The sequence below is a fragment of the Thalassobaculum sp. genome, from assembly GCF_965223715.1.
Lineage (GTDB): Bacteria > Pseudomonadota > Alphaproteobacteria > Thalassobaculales > Thalassobaculaceae > Thalassobaculum.
The window spans coordinates 4308167-4330969 of record NZ_OZ245012.1 but is presented as its reverse complement, the minus strand read 5'-3'; the positions used below and the strand labels follow the sequence as shown (position 1 = coordinate 4330969).

Annotated in this window: 19 protein-coding genes; 13 read left to right on the top strand and 6 right to left on the bottom strand. The window is 69.0% G+C overall.

The window, feature by feature from the left end:
* Nucleotides 1–17 precede the first annotated feature (17 nt).
* Together pheS and pheT are read left to right on the top strand one after the other, a co-directional pair.
* Nucleotides 18–1088, top strand: a complete 1071-nt coding sequence (pheS, locus tag ACOQOP_RS19990) for a phenylalanine--tRNA ligase subunit alpha (protein WP_420563575.1) — start codon at nucleotides 18–20, stop codon at nucleotides 1086–1088.
* 3 nt (nucleotides 1089–1091) lie between these two features.
* Nucleotides 1092–3491 (top strand): phenylalanine--tRNA ligase subunit beta, encoded by a 2400-nt coding sequence (gene pheT / locus ACOQOP_RS19985; RefSeq protein WP_420563574.1) that lies wholly within the window; start codon nucleotides 1092–1094, stop codon nucleotides 3489–3491.
* A gap of 3 nt (nucleotides 3492–3494) precedes the next feature.
* Here the strand turns inward: pheT and ACOQOP_RS19980 are convergent, their stop codons facing one another.
* Nucleotides 3495–5027: a DHA2 family efflux MFS transporter permease subunit gene (locus tag ACOQOP_RS19980; protein WP_420563573.1), complete on the bottom strand. Its 1533-nt coding sequence runs from the start codon at nucleotides 5025–5027 to the stop codon at nucleotides 3495–3497.
* Nucleotides 5028–5217: 190 nt separating this feature from the next.
* Here ACOQOP_RS19980 and ACOQOP_RS19975 point away from each other — a divergent pair, with 190 nt between their 5' ends.
* The 3 genes from ACOQOP_RS19975 to ACOQOP_RS19965 all read left to right on the top strand — a co-directional run bounded on the left by ACOQOP_RS19975 (nucleotide 5218) and on the right by ACOQOP_RS19965 (nucleotide 8305).
* Nucleotides 5218–5751: a peptidylprolyl isomerase gene (locus tag ACOQOP_RS19975; RefSeq protein ID WP_420563572.1), complete on the top strand. Its 534-nt coding sequence runs from the start codon at nucleotides 5218–5220 to the stop codon at nucleotides 5749–5751.
* 654 nt (nucleotides 5752–6405) lie between these two features.
* Complete coding sequence (locus ACOQOP_RS19970; RefSeq protein ID WP_420563571.1) at nucleotides 6406–7416, top strand: NAD-dependent epimerase/dehydratase family protein; 1011 nt, start codon at nucleotides 6406–6408, stop codon at nucleotides 7414–7416.
* Nucleotides 7391–8305, top strand: coding sequence for a DMT family transporter (locus ACOQOP_RS19965; RefSeq protein WP_420563570.1), 915 nt, complete (start codon nucleotides 7391–7393; stop codon nucleotides 8303–8305). The genes ACOQOP_RS19970 and ACOQOP_RS19965 overlap by 26 nt, the downstream gene beginning before the upstream one ends.
* Nucleotides 8306–8529: 224 nt before the next feature.
* Here ACOQOP_RS19965 and ACOQOP_RS19960 read toward each other — a convergent pair whose 3' ends face one another.
* Nucleotides 8530–8868: a DUF1491 family protein gene (locus ACOQOP_RS19960; RefSeq protein WP_420563569.1), complete on the bottom strand. Its 339-nt coding sequence runs from the start codon at nucleotides 8866–8868 to the stop codon at nucleotides 8530–8532.
* A gap of 123 nt (nucleotides 8869–8991) precedes the next feature.
* Between ACOQOP_RS19960 and ACOQOP_RS19955 the strand changes: the two genes are divergently transcribed.
* From ACOQOP_RS19955 to deoC, 7 genes are read left to right on the top strand one after another with little or no spacing between them, the layout of a single operon-like run.
* Complete coding sequence (locus ACOQOP_RS19955) at nucleotides 8992–10005, top strand: BMP family lipoprotein (RefSeq protein WP_420563568.1); 1014 nt, start codon at nucleotides 8992–8994, stop codon at nucleotides 10003–10005.
* A gap of 40 nt (nucleotides 10006–10045) precedes the next feature.
* Entirely contained in the window at nucleotides 10046–11656 is a 1611-nt protein-coding gene (locus tag ACOQOP_RS19950) for an ABC transporter ATP-binding protein (RefSeq protein WP_420566552.1), read from the top strand.
* On the top strand, nucleotides 11653–12957 hold the full coding sequence (locus ACOQOP_RS19945; RefSeq protein WP_420563567.1) for an anti-phage deoxyguanosine triphosphatase: 1305 nt from the start codon (nucleotides 11653–11655) through the stop codon (nucleotides 12955–12957). Before ACOQOP_RS19950 ends, ACOQOP_RS19945 begins: the two co-directional genes overlap by 4 nt.
* A 7-nt stretch (nucleotides 12958–12964) precedes the next feature.
* Nucleotides 12965–14074 carry an ABC transporter permease gene (locus ACOQOP_RS19940; protein ID WP_420563566.1) on the top strand — a complete coding sequence of 370 codons (1110 nt, stop codon included), beginning with the start codon at nucleotides 12965–12967 and terminating at the stop codon, nucleotides 14072–14074.
* Nucleotides 14071–15054: an ABC transporter permease gene (locus tag ACOQOP_RS19935; RefSeq protein ID WP_420563565.1), complete on the top strand. Its 984-nt coding sequence runs from the start codon at nucleotides 14071–14073 to the stop codon at nucleotides 15052–15054. The genes ACOQOP_RS19940 and ACOQOP_RS19935 overlap by 4 nt, the downstream gene beginning before the upstream one ends.
* A 19-nt stretch (nucleotides 15055–15073) precedes the next feature.
* The gene (locus tag ACOQOP_RS19930; protein ID WP_420563564.1) at nucleotides 15074–15910 is read left to right on the top strand and encodes a purine-nucleoside phosphorylase; all 837 of its coding nucleotides are present in this window, start codon (nucleotides 15074–15076) and stop codon (nucleotides 15908–15910) included.
* The gene (gene deoC, locus ACOQOP_RS19925) at nucleotides 15900–16658 is read left to right on the top strand and encodes a deoxyribose-phosphate aldolase (RefSeq protein ID WP_420563563.1); all 759 of its coding nucleotides are present in this window, start codon (nucleotides 15900–15902) and stop codon (nucleotides 16656–16658) included. Before ACOQOP_RS19930 ends, deoC begins: the two co-directional genes overlap by 11 nt.
* A 6-nt stretch (nucleotides 16659–16664) precedes the next feature.
* Here deoC and ACOQOP_RS19920 read toward each other — a convergent pair whose 3' ends face one another.
* On the bottom strand, nucleotides 16665–17609 hold the full coding sequence (locus tag ACOQOP_RS19920; RefSeq protein ID WP_420563562.1) for a 2-hydroxyacid dehydrogenase: 945 nt from the start codon (nucleotides 17607–17609) through the stop codon (nucleotides 16665–16667).
* A 55-nt stretch (nucleotides 17610–17664) separates the two neighbouring features.
* Nucleotides 17665–18225 (bottom strand): DUF924 family protein, encoded by a 561-nt coding sequence (locus ACOQOP_RS19915; protein ID WP_420563561.1) that lies wholly within the window; start codon nucleotides 18223–18225, stop codon nucleotides 17665–17667.
* A 140-nt stretch (nucleotides 18226–18365) separates the two neighbouring features.
* Here ACOQOP_RS19915 and ACOQOP_RS19910 point away from each other — a divergent pair, with 140 nt between their 5' ends.
* Nucleotides 18366–19007 carry a hypothetical protein gene (locus ACOQOP_RS19910; protein ID WP_420563560.1) on the top strand — a complete coding sequence of 214 codons (642 nt, stop codon included), beginning with the start codon at nucleotides 18366–18368 and terminating at the stop codon, nucleotides 19005–19007.
* 364 nt (nucleotides 19008–19371) lie between these two features.
* Here the strand turns inward: ACOQOP_RS19910 and ACOQOP_RS19905 are convergent, their stop codons facing one another.
* Nucleotides 19372–21174, bottom strand: coding sequence for an acyl-CoA dehydrogenase (locus ACOQOP_RS19905; RefSeq protein ID WP_420563559.1), 1803 nt, complete (start codon nucleotides 21172–21174; stop codon nucleotides 19372–19374).
* A gap of 180 nt (nucleotides 21175–21354) precedes the next feature.
* Nucleotides 21355–22797, bottom strand: coding sequence for an FAD-binding oxidoreductase (locus ACOQOP_RS19900; protein ID WP_420563558.1), 1443 nt, complete (start codon nucleotides 22795–22797; stop codon nucleotides 21355–21357).
* Nucleotides 22798–22803 lie beyond the last annotated feature (6 nt).

Here is a 22803-nt window from a genome sequence, read left to right as displayed (position 1 = left end):
GAAGCGGGCACTGACAGATGACGAATGTCGAAGCATTAGAAGCCGAACTGATGGCCGAGCTGGAGCGCGCGGGCGATCTCGACGCGCTGGAGCAGGTGCGGATCGCCGCGCTGGGCAAGAAGGGTCGGCTGACCGCCGAGATGAAGACCCTGGGCAGCCTAGACCCGGAGACCCGCAAGGAGGTCGGCCAGGCGCTGAACCGGGTCAAGGATCGGGTCGCCGGCGCGCTCGACGCCCGCAAGGCCGAACTGGCCGCCGCCGCCCTGGACGCCCGCCTCGCCGCCGAGCGGATCGACGTGTCCCTGCCGGCGCGCCCGGAGATGAAGGGCCGCATCCACCCGATCAGCCAGACCATCGACGAGCTGACCGCGATCTTCGCCGAGATGGGCTTCGTCGTCGCCGAAGGGCCGGACATCGAGAGCGACTACTACAATTTCGAGGCGCTCAACTTCCCGCCGGACCACCCGGCCCGCCAGGACCACGACACCTTCTATCTGACGCCAGACGAGAAGGGGGAGCGCAAGGTCCTGCGCACCCATACCAGCCCGGTACAGATCCGCACCATGGAGAAGCAGACCCCGCCGATCCGCATCATCGTGCCGGGCCGCACCTTCCGCTCCGACCACGACGCCACCCACTCCCCGATGTTCCATCAGGTGGAAGGGCTGGTGATCGACAAGGTCAGCCATATGGGCCATCTGAAGGGCTGCCTGACCGATTTCTGCCGGGCCTTCTTCGGCATCGACGACCTGCCGCTGCGCTTCCGCCCGTCCTACTTCCCGTTCACCGAACCCTCGGCCGAGGTCGATATCGGCTGCTCGCGCTCCGGCGGCGAGCTGAAGATCGGCAACCACGGCGACTGGCTGGAGATCCTCGGTTCCGGCATGGTGCATCCGAATGTGCTGCGCTATGCCGGGATCGACCCGACCGAGTATCAGGGCTTCGCCTTCGGCATGGGGATCGAGCGGATCGCCATGCTGAAATACGGCATCCCCGACCTGCGCCCGTTCTATGACAGCGACCTGCGCTGGATGCGCCATTACGGCTTCGTGCCGCTGGCCCAGCCGACCATCGCCGGAGGCCTCTGAGCCATGAAGTTCACCCTGTCCTGGCTGAAGGATCATCTGGACACCGACGCGTCGCTCCAGGAGATCACCGACCGGCTCACCATGCTCGGCCTCGAGCTTGAGGAAGTGGAAGACCGCGCGGCCGCCTTCTCCGCCTTCCGGGTCGCCCATGTGGTGGAAGCGGTTCAGCACCCGAATGCCGACCGTCTGCGGGTCTGCAAGGTCGACGCCGGCGACGGCATCGTGCAGGTGGTCTGCGGCGCGCCGAACGCCCGCACCGGCATGAAGGGCGTCTTCGCCCCGCCGGGCAGCTACGTGCCGGGCACCGACCTGCTGCTGAAGCCGGGCAAGATCCGCGGCGAGGACAGCAACGGCATGCTGCTCTCGGAGCGCGAGCTGGGGTTGAGCGACGACCATACCGGCATCATCGACCTGCCCGACGACGCGCCGGTCGGCCAGGCCTATGCCGCCTATGCCGGGCTGGACGATCCGATCATCGACATCGCCATCACCCCGGACCGGGCCGACTGCCTCGGCGTGCGCGGCATCGCCCGCGATCTCGCCGCCTCCGGTCTCGGCACCCTGAAGCCGCTCGACACCTCGCCGGTGAAGGGAACGTTCGAGAGCCCGCTGCGCTTCGACGTCGACCTGCCGGCCGACCAGGCGCATCTCTGCCCGGCGGTCAGCGGCCGCTATTTCCGCGGCGTGAAGAACGGCCCGGCCCCGGCCTGGATGCAGGACCGCCTGCGCGCCGTCGGCCTGCGGCCGATCTCCGCCCTGGTCGACATCACCAACTACATGATGCTCGATCTCGGCCGCCCGCTGCACGCCTATGACGCCAAGAAGCTGCACGGCAACCCGACGATCCGGCTGGCCAAGGACGGCGAGAAATACCTCGCCCTGAACGGCAAGGAATACACCTTCGAAGCCGGCATGCTGGTGATCGGCGATGCCAACGGCGTCGACGACCTGGCCGGCATCATGGGCGGCGAGCGCACCGGCGTGGACGACGACACCACGGACATGTTCCTGGAGATCGCGATCTTCGACGAGACGTCGGTCGCCGCCACCGGGCGCAAGCTCGGCGTGCTGTCCGACGCCCGCTACCGGTTCGAGCGCGGCCTCGACCAGACCGGCCCCTGGTGGGGGGCAGAGGTCGCCGCCCGCCTGGTGCTGGAGATCTGCGGCGGCGAGGTCAGCGAGGTCGTGCGCACCGGCGAGGGCCGCGACTGGCGCCGCAAGCTGCCGCTGCGCCACTCCCGCATCGCCGCCCTGTGCGGCGTCGAGGTGCCGGAGGACGAGGCCACGCGCATCCTCACCACCCTCGGCTTCGAGGTGGAAGGGTCGGGCGAGACCATGTCCGTCACCCCGCCGCCGTGGCGCGGCGACGTGGAGGGCGAGGCCGATCTGGTGGAAGAGGTCGTCCGGGTCCACGGCTACGACAAGATCGCCCCGGTCTCCATGGAGCGCACCAGCGTCGTCGGCCAGCCGGCCCTGACCGCCGAGCAGAACCGACGCCGTCTGGCGAAGCGGGCCCTGGCCGGCCGCGGGATGATGGAGGCGGTCACCTTCTCGTTCCTGCCGGCCAAGCATGCCGAGCTGTTCGGCGGCGGGGCGTCGGCCCTGCGGCTGGTCAACCCGATCAGCGCCGACCTGGACGTGATGCGGCCGTCGATCCTGCCGAACCTGCTGGCCGCCGCCGCGCGCAACGCCAATGTCGGCTACCCCGACATCGCCATGTTCGAGGTCGGCCCGGAATATGCCGGCGACCGGCCGGAGGACCAGTCCCAGGCCGCCGTCGGCCTGCGGGTCGGCCGCACCGGCCCGCGCGACTGGCGCAAGGCCGACCGGGCGGTGGACGCCTTCGACGCCAAGGCCGACGTGCTCGACCTGCTGGAGATGCTGGAGGCGCCGGTGGCGAACCTTCAGGTCTCCACCGACGCGCCGGACTGGTACCACCCGGGCCGCTCCGGCTGCCTGCGGCTGGGGCCGAAGGTCATGGCCCGCTTCGGCGAGTTGCACCCGCGCATCCTGGCGGCCTTCGACGTGAAGGGTCCCGCGGTGGCCTTCGAGGTGCTGCTGGACAATGTGCCGATGCCCAAGCGCAAGGGACCGCAGCGCCCGCTGCTGGAGCGCATCCCGTTCCAGCCGGTGGCCCGCGACTTCGCCTTCGTGGTGGCGGCGGACATGCCGGCGGACAAGATCGCGAGGGCCGCGGCCGGTGCCGACAAGGCGCTGATCGACGGCGTGCATGTGTTCGACCAGTACACCGGCCCGGGCCTCGCCGAGGGGACCAAGTCGATCGCGATCGAGGTCACCCTGCAGCCGCGCGACGCCACCCTCACCGACGAGCAGATCGAGGCGGTGTCCGCCAAGATCGTCGCCAATGTGGAGAAGCAGACCGGCGGCGTGCTGCGGGGCTGACCCTCAGGCCTCGGCCCGCCGGTACTTCACCATGAAGACGAATGGGATGATCGCGAAGCAGGTGGCGGCGTAGAGGTAGAAGGCGTTGATGTAGCCCAGCATCGTCGCCTGCCGCTTGATCTCCGCCCCCAGCCCGGCCAGTGCCCGTTCGCTGTCGGTCGGCCAGTCGCCCCGCAGGGCGAACAGGCTGTTGGCCTCGGCGAAGATCGACACGAAGGGCACCAGCTCCGTGTAGCCGGCCGCGGTGGTACGGATCACCAGGGCGATGGTCACCGAAATGAAGATCGACGAGCCGACATTGCGGATCAGGTGATACATCGCCGTCGCCTCGTTCATGAAGGCCCGGTCCAGGGTGCGGAAGGTGATCAGGGTGATCGGGACCCAGATGAACCCGACCCCGAACCCCGCCAGCAGGCTGGTCCAGGCCAGCGCGAAGGGCGACAGGTTGATGTCGAAGGCCCCCATATAGGCCGCCGCCACCCCCTGCAGCACGAAGCCCACGGTCAGCAGCAGCCGCGGGTCGAACATCCGGTTGATGAAGGCCATGACGATGGACGCGACGAGGGTCCCGAGCCCGCGCAGGGCCATGAACACGCCGATCTCCGCTTCCGGATAGCCCTGGATGTTCGCCATCATCGGCGGGAAAAGCACCATCGGCGTCCACAGCACCATGCCGAACAGGAACATGATGGTGCAGCCCAGGGCGTAGTTGCGGTCGCGGAACATGGCGAGGTTGAGGAACGGCTTCTCCGCCGTCGCCACATGGGCCAGGAACAGATAGAAGGCGAGTGCGGCCACGATCGCCTCGATCACGATCTCCGGCGAGTCGAACCAGTCGAGCCGCTGGCCCCGGTCGAGCATGAACTGGAACGAGGCGATGGCCACCGACAGGGTCAGGAAGCCGAACCAGTCGAGCCGCATCGACCCGGAGCGCCGCCGGTCCTGGATCACCAGCAGGATCGCGGTGATGGCGATCAACCCGAACGGCACCAGCAGGAAGAACACCCAGCGCCAGCCGAGCTCCTCCGCCAGGAAGCCGCCGACCGTCGGGCCGATGATCGGGCCGAACACCACGCCCATGGAGAACACCGCCGTGGCCGTGCCGTGCTGGTGGCGCGGGAAGGTGTCGAGGATCGTCGCCTGGGCCAGCGGCACCAGCGGGGCGCCGAATCCGCCCTGCAGGATGCGGTACAGCACCAGCTCCTCCAGGCTCTGGGCGACGCCGCACAGGAAGGAGGCGGCGGTGAAGCCGACCGCGCACCAGAACATCAGCGAGCGCCGGCTGAACCGCGAGGCGAGCCAGCCCGAGGCCGGGGTCATCACCGCCGTGGCGACGATGTTGAACGTCACCACCAGGGCGATCTGGTCGGTGGTGGCGGCGAAGGTGCCCTGCATCTTCGGCAGCGCCACATTCGCGATCATCACCGTCATCGTGTAGAGCATCGTCACGAAGGTGAGCGACACCAGAATGACGGCGCGCTGCGCGAAGGTGGTACCCGAGGCGTCCGGTATGTCGGATGGGATCGCGGTCGCCATGCGCCCGTGCACCCTCCTCCCTTGATCGGTCTTCTTTTGATCTTTTCACCATCATGGCACGTTCGACGGCACCCCGTTACCCGTTGAAAAGCCTCCCTGCCGCGCCGATGCTTGCCTGTGCGCCCTGCTTCGGTAAGGTGCGGACACGTGGGGGGATGACCCGATCACCCTAGAACCGAAGGAGACGTCGATGCGCCGCCTGGCGTTCGCCGCAAGCATTATCGGAGCGATCATGACGACCGACACCAACGGGGCGGCCGCCGCCGATCCCGAGAACACGCTGATCATGGAGTTGAAGGACGGCCCCGTGGTCATCGAGCTGCGCCCGGACCTGGCTCCGAACCATGTGGAGCGGATCAAGGAGCTCACGCGCGAGGGCTTCTATGACGGGGTGGTGTTCCACCGTGTGATCGAAGGCTTCATGGCGCAGACCGGCGACCCGACCGGCACCGGCCGCGGCGGTTCCGACAAGGACGACCTGCGGGCCGAGTTCACCGACACCAATTTCGGCCGCGGCACCATCGGCATGGCCCGCACCCAGGCGCCGCACAGCGCCAACAGCCAGTTCTTCATCTGCTTCAACGACTGCTCGTTCCTGAACGGCCAGTACACGGTGTGGGGCCAGGTGACCGACGGCATGGAGCATGTCGACGCCATCGCCCGCGGCGAGCCGCCGCGCAATCCGGACAGCATCGTCTCGCTGAAGGTTCAGGCGGACCAGTAGCCGGCCCCTTGCGGCCTCCCCCCTTCGCCCCCAACCGTCATCCTGATGTAAATCAGGACCTACGGTGCACCGGCGCCGGAGGCTTGGTCCTGACGTGCGTCAGGACGACGGGAGGGGGTTGTGGGTAGGGACCGTGGTGCGGGCCGGCCTTGCAGGTGCCACTCCCTTCGAGCCCCGCCATCTCCTCCCCCTTCGCCCCCAACCGTCATCCTGATGTAAATCAGGATCTGCGGTGCAGCGGCGCCGGAGGCTTGGTCCTGACGTGCGTCAGGACGACGGGAGGGGGATGTGGGTAGGGACCGTGGTGCGGGCCGATCTTGCAGGTGCCGCTCCCTTCGAGCCCCGCCATCTCCTCCCCCTTCGCCCCCAACCGTCATCCTGATGCAAATCAGGATCTGCGGTGCACCGGCGCCGGAGGCTTGGTCCTGACGTGCGTCAGGACGACGGGAGGGGGTTGTGGGTAGGGACCGTGGGGCGGGCCGACCTTGCAGGTGCCGCTCTCCCTCATCCCCGGCATCTCCCGCCCGCACCCCAACCGTCATCCTGATGTAAATCAGGACCTACGGTGCACCGGCGCCGGTTTCTTGATCCTGACTTTCGTCGGGATGCCGGGGTAGGCTGGGCGGACGGGAACCACACGCGGAGAGAGCGACCATGACCACCCTGATCGCAGGCGGCTGCGGCTTCATCGGCCTTGCGGTGGCCGAGCGCTACCTGGAGGACGGGCAGGAGGTCGTGCTGTTCGACCGCACCCCCCTGCACCCGGCGGCCAAGGCCCGGCTCGACGCCCTGCCCGGCTCTTACACCCTGGTCCAGGGCGACATCCGCCAGGCCGAGCCCGTCGCCCAGGCGATCGGCGACCACAAGGTCTCCCAGGTGTTCTACGGTGCGGCCGTCACCTCCGGCCCCGACCGGGAGCGCGAGGCGCCGGAGAGCGTGATCGAGGTCAATCTGGTCGGCCTCGCCCACACCCTGAAGGCCGCCTGGAAGGCCGGGGCGAAACGGCTGATCAACATCTCCTCCGGCGCGGCCTACGGCACCGGCGCCTTCGGCGAGACCGGCTGGGACGGTCCCCTGGACGAGTACGGAACCCGCGAGGAGCCGTTCAAGATCTACGGCATGACCAAATACGGCTCCGAGCGGCTGGTCCGGCGCTATGCCGAACTGACCGACCTGGACACCCGTTCCGTCCGCCTGTCGACCATCTACGGCGCCTGGGAGATCGACAGCGGGGCGCGCGACACCCTGTCGGCGCCGATGCAGGCCGCCCTGCTCGCCCGCTCGGGCGGCACCGCGATCCTCGCCCGGCGCGACAGCCTCGACTGGACCTATTCCCGCCACGTCGCCGGCGCCCTGAAGGCGCTGATGGCGGCCCCGGCCAACAAGCTCAAGAGCGACCTGTTCAACGTCACCTCGGCAAAGCCGGTCAGCGTGCTCGACATGTGCGCGCCGCTGGCCGAGGCCTTCCCCGGCTTCTCCTACCGCCTGGCCGAGCCGGGCGAGGAGCCGACGATCAATCTCTGGTCCGACCAGGACCGCGCGCCGATGAAGCCGGACCGGCTGGCCGACGAGGCCGGTCACCGGCTGCCCGACGATCTCGCCGCCACCATGACCGACTTCATCGGCTGGATCCGGGACCATGGCGCTTTCTGGAACCGAAGCTGACGCCGAGCGCCGACGCGGCCGGCTCGCCGGCTTCGGCCTGGCGCTGGCGGCGACGGTCGGGCTGGGCCTCGCCATCGCGGTCGCCCGCATCGCCTTCGAGGGCGGGACCGACGGCCAGTCGGTGGCGCTGGTGCGGGCCTGGTTCGTGGTCGCCCTGGTCGGCACCTGGTGTCTCGCCTCCGGCCGGTCCCTGCGGGTCGACCGGCGCGCCTGGCTGAACTGCCTGGGGCTCGGGCTGCTGCTGGCCCATATGTTCTTCGGCAATATCGGGGCGGTGCAGTTCATCCCGGTCGGGGTGGCGGCTTTGCTGTTCTTCGTCTATCCGCCGCTGGTCAGCGTCTTCACCGCCCTGCTCGACCGGCGCTGGCCGGGAGGATTGCGGCTCGCCGCCTTCCTGACCGCCTTCGCCGGCCTCGCCATCATGCTGGGGGAGGGCCTGCAGCACCTCGACCCGCGCGGCGTGCTGCTCGGCCTGTCGGCCGGTATCGCCTGCGCCATCAACGTCACCTGGATCGGCCGGGCGATGCGCGGGCGGGATTCCCTGGTGGTCATGTTCCACATGGCCCTGGTGGCGGCGGTCGCGCTGAGCGTCGTCGTGCCCACCACCACCGGGCTGACCGCTCCCCTGACGACCGCCGGCTGGCTCGGCGCGCTGGGGGTGATCCTGCTCCAGGGCTGCTCGATCCCGCTGTATTTCGCGTCGATCCCGAAGATCGGGGCGGAGACCAGCGCGATCGTGAACAACCTCCAGCCCGTGACCTCCATCGTCGCCGCCTATCTGATGTTCGGCGAGGCGATGACCGCGGCGCAGGGACTGGGCGCGGTGCTGGTGCTGGGCGGGATCGTGGCGATGCAGGTCTCGGGCCGGTTTCGTTCGCCGTCATCCTGACGCAAGTCAGGACCGAGCCGCCCGCGCGTCCGCCAAGTTACGACATCACTCCCCGGATTTATTCCGGGGCCCACAGCCAGGCGGCACGGGCGTCGAAGGATACTCGGGGACGCCCTGCGGCGGACGGGTGGGTCCCGGCACAAGGCCGGGAAGTGCGTGGAGGATAGGTCGGCGGCATGGTCCTGACGTGCGTCAGGATGACGGCCGGATATGTGCTGCCGCCCCTACCCCTCCTCGAACGGGTGCCAGCCGTCCCGGGACTCGATCTCCAGGACCCAGAGGTCCGGGTCGATGCGGCGTTCCTTCTCGATATGGGCGTCGACCTCGTGCTCCGGCAGCGGGTCCTCGCCCAGCGGGCGGCGCCAGACCGTCCTGCCGCTGTCGTAGTCGCGGCTCGGCGCCAGAAGCACGAAGCCGATGTCGCGCCCCCGGTTCACCACCACGAAGACCTGCCCCGCATCGTCGTCGCCATGGCGCACCACCGTCGCCGGGATGCCGCGCATGCTCGCCTGGCGGATCGCCGACTGCACGATGATCCCCGCCTTGAGCCGTGGTTCGATCACATCACCCTCATCATCCCTGGCGCGTCCCAGAATCCCGGGTCGAGACGCTGGGAACTGCTTATGATTTCGCCTAGATTACACTTCAACCGTCGATTTGACGGACCCAAACAGGGGAGCTCATCCATGCAGTTTCGTCTTCTCGGCCAGAAACCGGTTTTCGCGGCCGCCGTCGCCCTGTCCATGATGGCCGGCCCGGCCCTGGCGGCCGATATCGCCCCCGCCGTCGTCTTCGACATGGGCGGCAAGTTCGACAAGAGCTTCAACGAAGGCGTCTATAACGGCGTCGAGAAGTTCAAGTCGGAGACCGGCATCGACTACCGCGAGTTCGAGGTCACCAACGAGACCCAGCGCGAGCAGGCCCTGGCCCGCATGGCCCAGCGCGGCGCCAACCCGGTGCTCGGCGTCGGCTTCGCCCAGGCCCCGGCCCTGGAGAAGGTGGCCAAGGCCAACCCCGACACCAAGTTCGCCATCATCGACAGCGTGGTCGACCTGCCGAACGTCCGCTCCATCGTCTTCAAGGAGCATGAGGGCTCGTTCCTGGTCGGCATGATCGCTGCCATGGCGTCGGAGAGCGGCAAGATCGGATTCGTGGGCGGCATGGACATTCCGCTGATCCGCCGCTTCGCCTGCGGCTATGTCCAGGGTGCGAAGCACGCCAATCCGGACGTGGAGGTGTTCCAGAACATGACCGGCACCACCCCGTCGGCCTGGAACGACCCGACCAAGGGCGGCGAGCTCGCCAAGTCGCAGTTCGACCGCGGCGCCGACGTGGTCTTCGCCGCCGCCGGCGGCACGGGGCTGGGCGTCTACCAGGCGGCCGCCGACAACGGCAAGCTGGCCATCGGCGTCGACAGCAACCAGAACCACCTGCATCCCGGCACCATGCTGACCTCGATGCTGAAGCGGGTGGACGTGGCGGCCTATATGGCGTTCTCCGACGCCAGCAACGACAAGTTCACCACCGGCGTCCAGAATCTCGGCCTGGCCGAGGGCGGCGTCGACTGGGCGCTGGACGACAACAACCGGAACCTGATCACCGGCGACATGAAGCGCGAGGCGGAACTGGCCAAGGCCGACATCGTGGCCGGCAAGATCACCGTCCACGACTACATGTCCGACAATTCCTGCCCGCACTGAGCCGGCGCGGCAGAACCAAAGCGGAGGGGACGGAGTGAGCATCGCCGAAGATACGGCCGGCAGCCGCTCCGTCCCGTCCACCGCTCCTGCCCCCCCGCCGGCGATCGAGCTGATCGGCATCGAGAAGCGGTTCGGGCCGGTCCATGCCAACCGGGACGTCTCGCTGTCGGTGGCCCCGGGCACGATCCACGGGATCGTCGGCGAGAACGGCGCCGGCAAATCCACCCTGATGAGCATCCTCTACGGCTTCTACGAGGCCGATGCGGGGGAGATCCGGATCGACGGCCGGCCGGTCTCGATCCGCAACGCCAAGGACGCGATCCGCGCCGGCATCGGCATGGTGCACCAGCACTTCATGCTGGTCCCGCCCTTCACCGTGCTGGAGAACGTCATGCTCGGCGCGGAGGGCGCGCCGCTGCTGGCCGCCGGAATCGGCGCCGCGCGGGCCGAGCTGCTGCGTCTCGGCCGCGACTACGGGCTGGAGATCGACCCCGACGCCATCGTCGGCGACCTGCCGGTCGGCCTGCAGCAGCGGGTTGAGATCCTGAAGGCACTGTACCGGGGTGCCCGCATCCTGATCCTGGACGAGCCGACCGGCGTGCTGACGCCGCAGGAGACCGACCAGCTCTTCGAGATCCTGCGCGAGCTGAAGCGCGAGGGCGTCACCGTCATCCTGATCACCCACAAGCTGCGCGAGATCCTGGCGGTGACCGACACCGTGTCGGTGATGCGCCGCGGCGAGATGGTCGCCCATCGCCCGACCTCCGAGACCTCGCGCGAGGAACTGGCCGAGCTGATGGTCGGCCGCAAGGTGCTGTTCCGGGTCGAGAAAGGCCCGGCCAGCCCCGGTGCGCCGCTGCTGTCGGTCGACGGCCTCGGCGTCGTCGATGGCGCCGGGGTGATCCGGCTGCGCGACGTCTCCTTTACCGTGCGGGCGGGCGAGATCGTCGGCCTGGCCGGTGTGTCCGGCAACGGCCAGAGCGAGCTGCTGGAGGTCCTGGCGGGCCTGAGGGCGCCGACATCGGGGACCGTTCGGCTCGGCGACCTGGAGATCACCCCCGCCCAGCCGTCCGACGGCGCGAGAGTACGGGCCGCCGGGGTCGGACATGTGCCGGAGGACCGGCACGCCATGGGCATGGTGATGGATTTCGAGGCGAAGGAGAGCGCGATCCTCGGCCACCACATGGACGACCGATACAATGCCGGGCTGCTGACCGATCCGGGCGCGATCGAGCAAGCCTGCCGGGCGAAGATGGAGAGCTTCGACGTCCGCCCGCCCGACCCGTCGCTCAAATCCTCGCTGTTCTCCGGCGGCAACCAGCAGAAGCTGGTGCTGGCCCGGGAATTGGATGGGGACCCGAAGATCATCCTGGTCGGCCAGCCGACCCGGGGCGTGGATATCGGCGCCATCGAGTTCATCCATCGCCAGCTCGTCGCCATGCGCGATGCCGGGGCCGCGATCCTGCTGGTCTCGGTCGAGCTCGACGAGATCATGGGGCTGAGCGACCGTATCCTGGTCATGTGCGGCGGCGCCCTGGTCGGCGAGCTGCCGGCCGAGGAGGCGGACGAACGCACCCTGGGCCTGATGATGGCCAATGTGCCGCTGTCGGAAATCCGCGCCCAGGGTCGTCCAGAGGGAGGCCCGGCATGACCGCAGATCTGGCCGCCTTCACCGAGCGCCGCCATCCGGAGCCGCCGCGCTCCGCCGATGTGCGTGACGCCTACGACCACGACAAGGGACGGGTGATCCATTCCGCCGCGTTCCGGCGCCTGCAGGGCAAGACGCAGGTCATGGCGACCGGCGAGGGCGATTTCCACCGCACCCGGCTGACCCACAGCATCGAATGCGGCCAGATCGGCGAGGGGCTGCTGCTGAAGATCCGGGCCGATCGCTCGGTATCCGACACGGTGAAGACCTGGCTGCCCTCGGCCTCGCTGATGACCGCCTCCTGCCACGCCCACGACCTGGGCCACCCGCCCTACGGCCATAGCGGCGAGGAGACCCTGAACGCCTGCATGGCCGGCAATGGCGGCTTCGAGGGCAACGGCCAGACCCTGCGGGTGCTGAACCGGCTGGAGAAGTACCGGCGCCCGGGCATCGGCCTGAACCCGACAAGGCGCCTGAACCTGGCGGTGCTGAAATACCCGGCCTCCTATTCCGCCTGCTCCGACGCCTTCGCAGCGCTGGGCAAGGACGCCGACGACCGGCCGCCGAAATGCTACCTCGACAGCGAGCAGGACATCGTCGACTGGGCGCTCGCCCCGTTTTCCAACGCCGACCGCGACGCCCTGCCGGCCCTCGACACCACCGGGCAGCCGATCTACCGCACGATCGACTGCGCCCTGATGGAATGCGCCGACGACATCGCCTACGGGGTCCACGACCTGGAGGACGCCATCGCCCGCGGGCTGATCCGGCGCGACACCTTCGAGGCCTATGTCGCCGGCACCACCGACCTTCCGGATTTCGAGGGGCTGAAGACCGAGGGGCTGGGCCTGGACCGCGATGCCCTGGCCGAGGCGCTGTTCTCGCGCTCCAGCTACGACCGCAAGCAGGCGATCTCCGCCCTGGTCAACGTGCTGGTCACCCATGTGACGGTGTTCGAGCGGCCGGAATTCGAGCACCCGCTGCTGCGCCACACCGTCGATTTCGCCGGGCCGGTGAAGGATCTGGTGCGGTTCCTGAAGACCTTCGTCTACCAGACCGTGATCAACAGCGCCTCGGTCCGCCAGCTCCGCCGCAAGGGGCATCTGGTGGTGAACAGTCTGTTCGACGAGTTGGTGATGGACCCGACCATGATCCCGGAAGGCGCGCGCGACGACCTGCTCGACAGCGACCCGATCCAGCGGCAGGTCTGCGACTACATCGCCGGGATGACCGACACCTATGCCGAACGGCTGTACCGGCGCATGTTCGAGCCCGGCTTCGGCACCACCACCGACGAACTCTGAGGACCGCATGAGCCGGGAGCTGCCAGCCTGGATCGATATCGGCGTCCTGCCGGCGCTGAATATCCTGATGGCCTTCCTGGTCGCGGGCCTGATCGTGCTGCTGGTGGGCGAGAACCCGCTGGAGGCGCTGGACGTGCTGGTGGCCGGCGCCTTCGGCTATCCGGGCTCGCTCGGCTACACCCTGTACTACACCACCAACCTGATCTTCACCGGGCTGGCGGTGGCCGTCGCCTACCATGCCGGGCTGTTCAACATCGGCGGCGAGGGCCAGGCCTATATCGGCGGGCTGGGGGTCGGCTTCGTCGCCCTGTCCCTGGACACCGCCCTGCCCGGCTGGCTGCTGATCCCGATCGCCGGGCTGGCCGGCGGGCTGTTCGGTGCGGCCTGGGCGTTCATCCCGGCCTGGCTGCAGGCCCATCGCGGCAGCCACATCGTCATCACCACCATCATGTTCAACTTCCTGGCCGCCGCGCTGATGGTGCACCTGATGGTCAATGTGGTGATCGAGCCGGGCCAGATGTCGCCGCAGAGCCGGGAGCTGGCGGAGAGCGCCTGGCTGCCCTTCGTCCACGACATCCTGGGCGGCTTCGGCATCGAGGTCACGCCCTCGCCGCTGAACCTCTCCATCGTCTGGGCCGGGCTCGCCTGCGTGTTCGTCTGGCTGCTGATCTGGCGCACACGATGGGGCTATGCGATCCGCACCGTCGGCAAGAACGAGAAGGCCGCCGTCTATGCCGGCATCGACCCGAAGCGGGTGATCGTCGTCTCCATGGTGATCTCCGGCGCGCTCGCCGGGTTCGTCGGGCTGAACGAGATCCTGGGCGTGCATCACCGGCTGCTGCTGAACTTCACCGCCGGCTACGGCTTCACCGGCATCGCCGTCGCCCTGATGGGCCGCAGCCACCCGGTCGGCATCGTGCTGGCGAGCCTGCTGTTCGGCGCCCTGTACCAGGGCGGCACCGAGCTCGACTTCGAGTTCCAGACCATCACCCGCGACCTGGTCGTGGTGATCCAGGGTCTGGTCATCCTGTTCTCCGGCGCACTCGCCTTCATGCTGCATCCGACCGCCCTGCGGCTGTGGCGGAATTGGACCGCCCGGCGGGAGGTGGCCCGATGAGTGATTTCGCCGATCTCTGGCTCCTGTCGATCCTCACCTTGGACGCCACGATCCGGGTCGCGGCACCGCTGATCCTGTGCGCCATGGCCGGGCTGTTCAGCGAGCGCTCCGGCGTGGTGGATATCGGCCTGGAGGGCAAGATGCTGGCCGGCGCCTTCGCCGCCGCGGCCGCCGCCTATGTCACCGGCAACTGCTGGATCGGCCTGCTGGCGGCGATGGCGGTCTCGACCGCCCTCGCTTTGCTGCACGGCTTCGCCTGCATCACCCATCGCGGCGACCAGGTGGTCAGCGGGGTGGCGATCAACGTGCTGGTGGCCGGGCTGACCATCGTGCTCGGCATCGCCTGGTTCTCCCAGGGCGGGCAGACCCCGCCGCTCACCCATGACGGCCGGTTCCATTCCCTCGTCTGGCCCTTCGCCGCCGAGTTGCATCAGGTGCCGATCATCGGCCACCTCTATGCCGAGGTGATCAGCGGCCACAACATCCTGGTCTACGTGGCGCTGGCCTCGGTGCCGTTCACCTGGTGGGTGGTCTACCGCACTCGGTTCGGCCTGCGTCTGCGCGCCGTCGGCGAAAGCCCGAGCGCGGTCGACACCGCCGGCATCTCCGTCACCTTCCTGCGCTACCGGGCCCTGCTGTTCACCGGCGCGCTCTGCGGCATCGCCGGCGCCTATCTCTCCACCGCCCAGTCCGCCGCCTTCGTGCGCGACATGACGGCAGGCAAGGGCTACATCGCGCTTGCCGCCCTGATCTTCGGCAAGTGGCGGCCGGTGCCCGCCTTGATGGCCTGCCTGCTGTTCGGCTTCCTCGACGCCGTCGCCACCCGGCTGCAGGGCGTGGAGATCCCCGGCATCGGCCAGGCGCCGGTGGCGCTGATCCAGGCCCTGCCCTACGCCTTGACGGTGATCCTGCTGGCGGGCTTCATCGGCAAGGCGATCGCGCCCAAGGCGATCGGCGTGCCCTATGTGAAGGAACGGTGAGCCCGAAGGCCGTGCGACCATGACCGAGATCGACCGCATCGACGCCGCCGCCGCCGCTATCCGGTCCGCCGCTCCGGGATTCAAGCCGCGGCTCGGCATCGTGCTCGGGTCCGGGCTGGACGCCTGTGCCGAGGCGGTCACCGGCCGGGTCGACGTCTCCTATGCCGACATCCCGGGCTTCCCCAAGCCGGCCGTCGACAGTCATGCCGGACGGCTGCGGCTCGGCAGCCTGGCCGGGGTTCCGGTCGCCATGCTGCGCGGCCGGGCCCATGCCTATGAAGGCCACCCGATGGCCGATGTGGTGCGGCCGGTGCGCACGCTCGCCCGGCTCGGCTGCAAAGCGGTAGTGCTGACCAACGCCGCCGGCTCCCTGCGCGCGGAGGTCGGCCCCGGCCGGCTGATGATGATCACCGACCATATCAACTGGTCCGGCGTGAACCCGCTGACCGGTCCCAACCTGGACGCGCTCGGCGCCCGGTTCATCGACATGACCACCGCCTACGACCCAGGCCTGCGGGCGCACCTGGCCGATGCCGCCGGACAGACCGGCCTGGACCTCGCCGAGGGGGTGTATTTCTGGTACCCCGGCCCGAGCTACGAGACCCCGGCGGAGATCCGCGCCTTCCGCACCCTCGGCGCCGATGCGGTCGGCATGTCCACCGTGCCGGAATGCATCGCGCTTCGGCATATGGGGGTGAAGGTCGCCGGGATTTCCACGATCACCAACCTGGCCGCGGGGATGGGCGCCGGGGCCGCCCTCGACCATGGCGACGTCATGACCACGGGCGCGACCATGGCCCAGGATCTCGCCCGCCTGCTCACCGCCTTTGCCGGGATCGCCGCCGATGACCTCTGACAGCCTTGCCGAGATTGCCCGCCGGGCGATCGCCTGCCTCGACCTGACCTCGCTGAACGACGGCGACGATGACGCGGCGATCGAGAAACTCTGCCGCCGCGCCGCAACCCCCGCCGGGCCGGTGGCCGCCGTCTGCGTCTGGCCGCGCTTCGTGCCGCTCTGCCGCGACCGGCTCCAGGGGACAGCGGTGAAGGTCTGCACCGTGGTGAACTTCCCGCACGGCCGCGACAACGTGGAGCAGGTGCGCGACGAGATCCTGCCGGCCATCGCCGACGGCGCCGACGAGATCGACGTGGTGCTGCCCTATACCGCGCTGCTGACCGGCCGGGTGGCGGAGGCGCGGGCGGTGCTCGACATGGCGCGGCTGATGACCGGCCAGGCGACCCTGAAGGTGATCCTGGAAACCGGCCGCCTGCTGACCCAGTCCTCAATCCGTGAGGCCTCGGAGCTGGCCGTGGAAGCCGGGGCGGATTTCCTGAAGACCTCCACCGGCAAGGTGGCGATCTCCGCCACCCTGGAGGCGGCCCATGTGCTGCTCGACGTCGCCGCGGCCGCGGACCGCCCGGTGGGAGTGAAGGTGGCCGGCGGCGTGCGCACGACGGAACAGGCGGCTGCCTACCTTCGGCTGGCCGACGCGATCAACGGACGCGCCGAGCCAGCGACCTTCCGATTCGGCGCCAGCGGGCTGCTGGACGCCCTGCTGGCGACCCTGGAGGGCGAGCCGGCAAGGGCGTCGACGGGGTACTGAGCGCCCTCAGTTCACCGGCGTGATCAGCGGCTTGCCGGCGAGGCCCGCCAGCGCGTTTTCCATCACCAGACGACCCATGGCGAGGCGGGTATCGTGAGTGGCGCTGGCCTGGTGCGGCTGCAGGACGACATTCTCGGTCATGTCCTTCAGCGCCTGGGGCACCTTGGGCTCCTGCTCGAACACGTCGAGGCCGGCGGCGCCGAGCCGTCCGTCCTTCAGCGCCTCGATCAGGGCGGCCTCGTCCACCACCGAGCCGCGCGCCACGTTCACCAGCACGCCGGTCGGGCCGAGCGCGTCCAGGACCTCCCGGTTGATCATGTGCCTGGTGGAGGCCCCGCCCGGCACGATGGCGATCAGGAAGTCGACGTCCTTCGCCATGGACAGCAGGTCGCCATAGTACTTGTACGGGACGTCCGCCTTCTGGCTGCGGGTGTGGTAGGCGATGTCCATCTTGAACCCCTCGCAGCGCCGGGCGATCTCGATGCCGATGCGCCCGAGGCCGAGGATGCCGACCTTGCGGCCGTGCACCCGCTGGGTGAAGGCCATGTTGCCCTCGCTCTCCCACTTGCCGGCGCGGACATAACGGTCGGCATGGGGGATCTTGCGGCAGGTGGCCAGCAGCAGGCCCAGCGCGAAATCGGCCACCTCGTCGCTCAGCACGTCCGGCGTGTTGGAGACCTTGATGCCGCGCGCCGTCGCCGCCGCCACGTCGACCCCGTCATAGCCGACTCCGTGATGCGCGATGACCTTGGCCTTGGGCAAGGCGTCCATGATGTCGGCGCCGCAGGCGGTCGCCCCGGCGATCGCCTCGCAGCGGTCGGCCAGGGAGGCGAGCAGCCCCGCCTTGTCCTTGGACTCCCAGAGTTTGTGGACGGTGAAATGGTCGTCCAGTTCCTTCATGGCGACGTCGTACCAGGGGGAGATGACGAGGAGATCGGGCTTGGTGCTCACGGGCTGGCGTCCTTCTGTCGGGGCCTGATTGGCGGGGTGAGGGGGGCGTGATGGCTCAGAACGAGGAATTGGGCTCCTGCAGGAAGGCGATCTCCGCTTCCGTGCTCCGGCGGCCCAGGGCCTCGTTTCGGTGGGGAAAGCGGCCGAACCGGTCGACGATCACCTTGTGCCGCTCGGCATAGTCGGTCAGGCCGTCATCCCCCAGTGCCACGAACAGCGCCACGCTCAGGTCCTGGTCGGCCGCATGTTCGCTGTGCTCGAAGGGCAGGTAGAGGAACAGGCGGCGCTCCCGGCTCGCTCCCACATGGTCGCCTTCGGCGAGCGCGCGGCGGGCGATGGCCCGGGCGGCCGGGTCCTGGGCGAAGGCCCGGGCGGAGCCGCGGAACAGGTTGCGTGACATCTGGTCGAGCAGGAGGATCAGGGCGAGCCGACCGTCCGCCGTCTCGCCCCAGGCGTCGAGCGTTCCCTCTGCCGCGGCGGCCTGGGTCGGCCCGAACCGGTCGCGCAGGGTGGCGTCGAACGCGTCGCTCTTCTTGAACCAGTCCTCCTCGGAACACTCGGTGAACCAGAAATGCAGGACATCGGCGGCGGAAACTGTGGGCATCGTGCTGTTCATCGGGATCCTCCCGGCGCGACCTTAACCGAGCCATCGCAAAGGTTGAAGCATGGGGATCGTCGGACCGGTCGACGGGACGCGGCCTTGCCGACGTTGGTTGGAATGCGCACATAGGGGATCTGACCAGGAGGAACTCGAACATGCGGAAAATCGGTCGCGGGATGGCTCTGCTGGGCATCGCCGCCCTGGCCCTTGCCGGCTGCGTGACGGCGCAGAACACGATCCAGCCGACGGATTCCGAAGGACGTCGCGCCTTCCTGCGCTACGCCGGCGCCGACAGCCCGGTCTATCTGCGGGCCGCCAACCCGCCGAGCGAGCTGGGCAGCCACGACGCCGTCGGCACCGCCATGGCCGATGCCGCGAGCGGTGCCGTCTTCGGCATGCCGACGACCTTCACCTCGGACGTGGGCGCCGCCAACCATCCGAACTTCCGCATCATCGCCCTGTTCGACCCGGTGGAGTCCCTGTCGACGGCGGAGGTCTGCGAGTCGGAAGCGCGATCCACCGACGTGCCGGCGGCGCGCTACAGCGACCGCACGAACCTGTTCCTGGCGTTCTGTACCCGGGGCGAGGCGATCGGCGGCACCAAGGTGAGCGGACCGAAGATCAGCTCCCTGAACGATCCCGCCCTGCGCGACATGACCCGGGCCGGCATCCGCGAGATGTTCGCCATCGACGACCGCAACCGCGGCCGCGGCGACCCGCCGATCCTGGGATCCATTTCGGCCAACCCGAGCAATTTCGGCTTCCGCCTGAACCCGCTCACAGGGGTGGTGGACTGAGGGGTGGTGGCCTGAGGGATGGTCGACTGAGGGGCGGAGGCCTGAGCGGTGGACGCTTCCTCCCCTGTCCCCTCATTGGGATGGAGGCTTCCTCCCCTGTGCCCTCATTGGGGTAAAGGCTTCCTCCCCTGTCCCCTCATTGGGGTGGAGGCTTCCTCTCCTGTCCCCTCATTGGGGTGGAGGCTTCCTCTCCTGTCCCCTCATTCACTCCCCGGATTTATTCCGGGGCCTACCCATCAGATGGCACGGGCGGCGGGGGATTGCCCTCCGCCGCCCTGGTCGCGCCTTGGGGTGGGCCCCGGAATAAATCCGGGGAGTGAATGAGGGGGAGAATACCGGGAAGGCTTGCGCCCCGCACCTCGCCCTAGAACTGATCCTCGGCGAGCGCCATCACCGTCTCGCCGCCGGCGGTGATGGTGTCGAGCAGCGAGGGCGCCTGGGCGAGCACATGGTCGGCATAGTGCCGCACCGTCACCAGCTTGGCCTCCAGATAGCGCGTGTCGACCTCCCCGCCGTCCGACAGCAGCCGGCGCGCCGCCAGGCCTGAGCGCGCCATCAGCCAGCCGCCGGCCACCAGACCGAACAGCTTCAGGAACACCGCCGAGGGCGAGGCCGCCGCGGCCGGGTCGGTCGGCATGGTCGCCACGACCCAGTCGGTCGCCGAGGCCAGAGCGGTGCGGCCGGCGACGAGTTGCTTGTGCATGGCATGCAGGGTCGTATCCCCGGCGGCGTGCTCGGCCAGTTCGGCGATGGTGGTGTCGATATCGGCCAGCAGTTCGCCCATGGCCGCCCCGCCGTCGCGGGCGACCTTGCGGCCGACCAGATCCAGGGCCTGGACGCCGTTGGCCCCCTCGTAGATCGGCAGGATGCGGGCGTCACGGTGATGCTGGGCGGCACCGGTCTCCTCGATGAAGCCCATGCCGCCATGGACCTGGATGTTGGTGGAGCAGATCTCCACCGCCGTGTCGGTGCACCAGGCCTTGGCCACCGGGATCAGCAGGTCGACCCGGCGCTGGGCGGCGGCGGCGATCTCCTTGTCGCTGTGCCGGTCGGCGGTGTCGATGGCGGCCGCGGTGTCGTAGACCAGCCCGCGCATCGCCTCGATCTGCGCCTTCATGGTCATCAGCATCCGGCGCACGTCCGGGTGGTTGATGATCGCCACGCCACCGCTGGAACCGGAAATCGCCCGGCCCTGCACCCGGTTGCGGGCATAATCCACCGCCTGCTGATAGGCGCGCTCGGCGATCGCCACGCCCTGCAGCCCGACGGCCAGGCGGGCGTTGTTCATCATGATGAACATGTACTCGATGCCGCGGTTCTCCTCGCCGACCAGCCAGCCGACGGCCCCCTCGTCCTCGCCATAGGCCATCACACAGGTCGGGCTGCCGTGGATGCCGAGCTTATGCTCGAGGCCGACCGGCCGCACGTCGTTGCGCGCGCCGGGATCGCCGTCGGCGTCCGGAATGAACTTTGGCACGATGTAGAGCGACAGGCCCTTGGTGCCCGGAATGCCGTCGGGCGAGCGGGCCAGGACCAGATGCACGATGTTGTCGGTGCAGTCGTGGTCGCCCCAGGTGATGTAGATCTTCTGGCCCTTCAGCCGGTAGCTGCCGTCGGCCTGCTTCTCCGCCTTGGTGCGGATGGCGCCGAGATCGGTGCCGGCCTGGGGCTCGGTCAGGTTCATGGTGCCGGTCCACTCGCCGGAGACCAGCTTGGGCAGGTACAGCGCCTTCTGCTCGTCGGAGCCGACCTCGCGCAGGGCGTCGATCGCCGCCTGAGTCAGCAGCGGGCACAGGCCGAAGGCCAGGTTGGCGCCCTGCCACATCTCCTGCAGTGCGGTGGAGACCAGCCAGGGCAGCCCCATGCCTCCGTATTCCTCCTCGAAGGGCGCGCCGTTCCAGCCGCCCTCGATGAACTGGCGGTAGGCGTCGGCGGTGCCCTCGGGGGTGCGCACCACGCCGTTCTCCAGGCGCGGCGGCGTCTTGTCGCCGACGGTGTTCAGCGGCGCCAGCACGTCGCCGGCGAGCTTGCCGCCCTCCTCCAGGATCTGGGAGACGAGATCGGGGTCGGTGCCGTCCAGCCCGGGTAGGGCGGCGATGCGGCCGAGACCGACCACGTCGTTCAGCACGAAGCGCATGTCGCGCAGGGGGGCAGCGTAAGGGCTCATGGCGTCCGTCCTCTTCCTCCCGCGCCGACGGTCCTGGCTGCTGCCGCCGGTCACGATCCTGGAGATTGAGCGCCCTTATATAGTCGAGATGCCCGGACGCCCAACCCGCAGGCGACATACCTGTCGCCTGCGGAAAATCCTACTTCGAAATGAGCGGGCGATGGCGGCAATCCGCCGCCCTCAGAGCACCTTGCCGGGATTGAAGATGCCGGAGGGGTCGAGCGTCGCCTTGATCGCCCGCATCAGGTCCATGGAGACCGCGTCCTTGTAGTGGGCGAGCTCGCCGCGCTTCAGCCGACCGATGCCGTGCTCGGCGCTGATCGAGCCGCCCATCTCCACCACCGTGTCATGGACCGCGCGGTTGAACTCGTCCCAGCGCGCCAGGAAGGCCTTGCCGTCGCCGCCCTCGGGGACCTGCAGGTTGTAGTGCAGGTTGCCGTCGCCCACATGGCCGAAGCCGACCAGCCGCACGGTCGGATCGATCGCCTCCACCTTCTTCCAGGCGGCCTCGTAGAACTCGGCGATGCGGGAGACCGGGACCGAGACGTCGTGCTTGATTGACGCGCCCTCGATCTTCTGGCTCTCCGAGGCGTTCTCGCGCAGCTTCCAGAACTCCTGGCGCTGGGCCTCGTTCTGGGCGATGGCGGCGTCGATCACCAATCCCTCCTCAAAGGCGCCCTCCAGAATCGCCTCCAGCCGCTCGGACAGGCCGCTCTCGCCGGTGGCGGTGGAGACCAGCTCCAGCAGCACGTAGAACTCGTAGCGCTCGGCCAGCGGGTCCTCGCAGTCCGGCATGTGCTTCAGCACCAGGTCGATGACCAGGCGCGGCATCAGCTCGAAGGTCTCGACCGCGTCGCCGCTCTCCGCCCGGGCGCGGCCGAGCAACTTGACCGCCGCGGCCACGTCCGGCACGGCGCAGAAGGCGCTGCGCACGTCGGTCGGCTTCGGGAAGATCTTCAGCACGGCCGCGGTGATGATGCCGAGCGTGCCCTCCGCCCCCAGGAAGAGCTGCTTGAGGTCGTAGCCGGTATTGTCCTTGCGCAACCCGCGCAGCCCGTTCCAGATCCGTCCATCCGGCAGCACGACCTCCAGGCCGAGCACCAGCTCGCGGGCGTTGCCGTATTTCAGCACGTTGGTGCCGCCGGCATTGGTCGAGAGATTGCCGCCGATCATCGCACTGCCCTCGGCCGCGAGCGACAGCGGGAAGTAGCGGTCGGCGTCGGAGGCCACCTGCTGCAGGCTTTCCAGAATGCAGCCCGCCTCCACCGTCATGGTGTAGTTGTCCGGATCGACCGTGCGGACCTTGTTCATGCGGGCGAGCGACAGGATGATCTCCTCCCCGCCTTCGTCCGGGGTCGAGCCGCCGCAGAGGGAGGTGTTGCCGCCCTGGGGCACGATCGGAATGCCGGCCTCGGCGCAGACCGCGACCACGCCGGCCACCTCCTCGGTCGTCGCCGGCTTCACCACCATCCGCGCCGACCCGCCATAGAGCCCGCGCCAGTCGGCCAGATGCGGCGCCATCGCGTCGGCATCGTCGGTCCAGCCCTTGGGGCCGACGATCTTCCTGATGCGATCCAGGGCTCCGGTGACGTCGGGGCGGGTGGCGGCGGCGGGCGCGGCCATGGGCAG

Bases quoted from the DNA above. Each gene is read 5' to 3' on its own strand.
- ACOQOP_RS19945 (WP_420563567.1), top strand. From the start codon at position 11,653: ATGACCGCAGATCTGGCCGCCTTCACCGAGCGCCGCCATCCGGAGCCG.
- ACOQOP_RS19900 (WP_420563558.1), bottom strand. From the start codon at position 22,797: ATGGCCGCGCCCGCCGCCGCCACCCGCCCCGACGTCACCGGAGCCCTG.
- pheT (WP_420563574.1), top strand. From the start codon at position 1,092: ATGAAGTTCACCCTGTCCTGGCTGAAGGATCATCTGGACACCGACGCG.
- ACOQOP_RS19940 (WP_420563566.1), top strand. From the start codon at position 12,965: ATGAGCCGGGAGCTGCCAGCCTGGATCGATATCGGCGTCCTGCCGGCG.
- ACOQOP_RS19970 (WP_420563571.1), top strand. From the start codon at position 6,406: ATGACCACCCTGATCGCAGGCGGCTGCGGCTTCATCGGCCTTGCGGTG.
- ACOQOP_RS19975 (WP_420563572.1), top strand. From the start codon at position 5,218: ATGCGCCGCCTGGCGTTCGCCGCAAGCATTATCGGAGCGATCATGACG.
- ACOQOP_RS19980 (WP_420563573.1), bottom strand. From the start codon at position 5,027: ATGGCGACCGCGATCCCATCCGACATACCGGACGCCTCGGGTACCACC.
- deoC (WP_420563563.1), top strand. From the start codon at position 15,900: ATGACCTCTGACAGCCTTGCCGAGATTGCCCGCCGGGCGATCGCCTGC.
- ACOQOP_RS19930 (WP_420563564.1), top strand. From the start codon at position 15,074: ATGACCGAGATCGACCGCATCGACGCCGCCGCCGCCGCTATCCGGTCC.
- ACOQOP_RS19905 (WP_420563559.1), bottom strand. From the start codon at position 21,174: ATGAGCCCTTACGCTGCCCCCCTGCGCGACATGCGCTTCGTGCTGAAC.
- ACOQOP_RS19915 (WP_420563561.1), bottom strand. From the start codon at position 18,225: ATGAACAGCACGATGCCCACAGTTTCCGCCGCCGATGTCCTGCATTTC.
- ACOQOP_RS19955 (WP_420563568.1), top strand. From the start codon at position 8,992: ATGCAGTTTCGTCTTCTCGGCCAGAAACCGGTTTTCGCGGCCGCCGTC.
- ACOQOP_RS19935 (WP_420563565.1), top strand. From the start codon at position 14,071: ATGAGTGATTTCGCCGATCTCTGGCTCCTGTCGATCCTCACCTTGGAC.
- ACOQOP_RS19910 (WP_420563560.1), top strand. From the start codon at position 18,366: ATGCGGAAAATCGGTCGCGGGATGGCTCTGCTGGGCATCGCCGCCCTG.
- pheS (WP_420563575.1), top strand. From the start codon at position 18: ATGACGAATGTCGAAGCATTAGAAGCCGAACTGATGGCCGAGCTGGAG.
- ACOQOP_RS19965 (WP_420563570.1), top strand. From the start codon at position 7,391: ATGGCGCTTTCTGGAACCGAAGCTGACGCCGAGCGCCGACGCGGCCGG.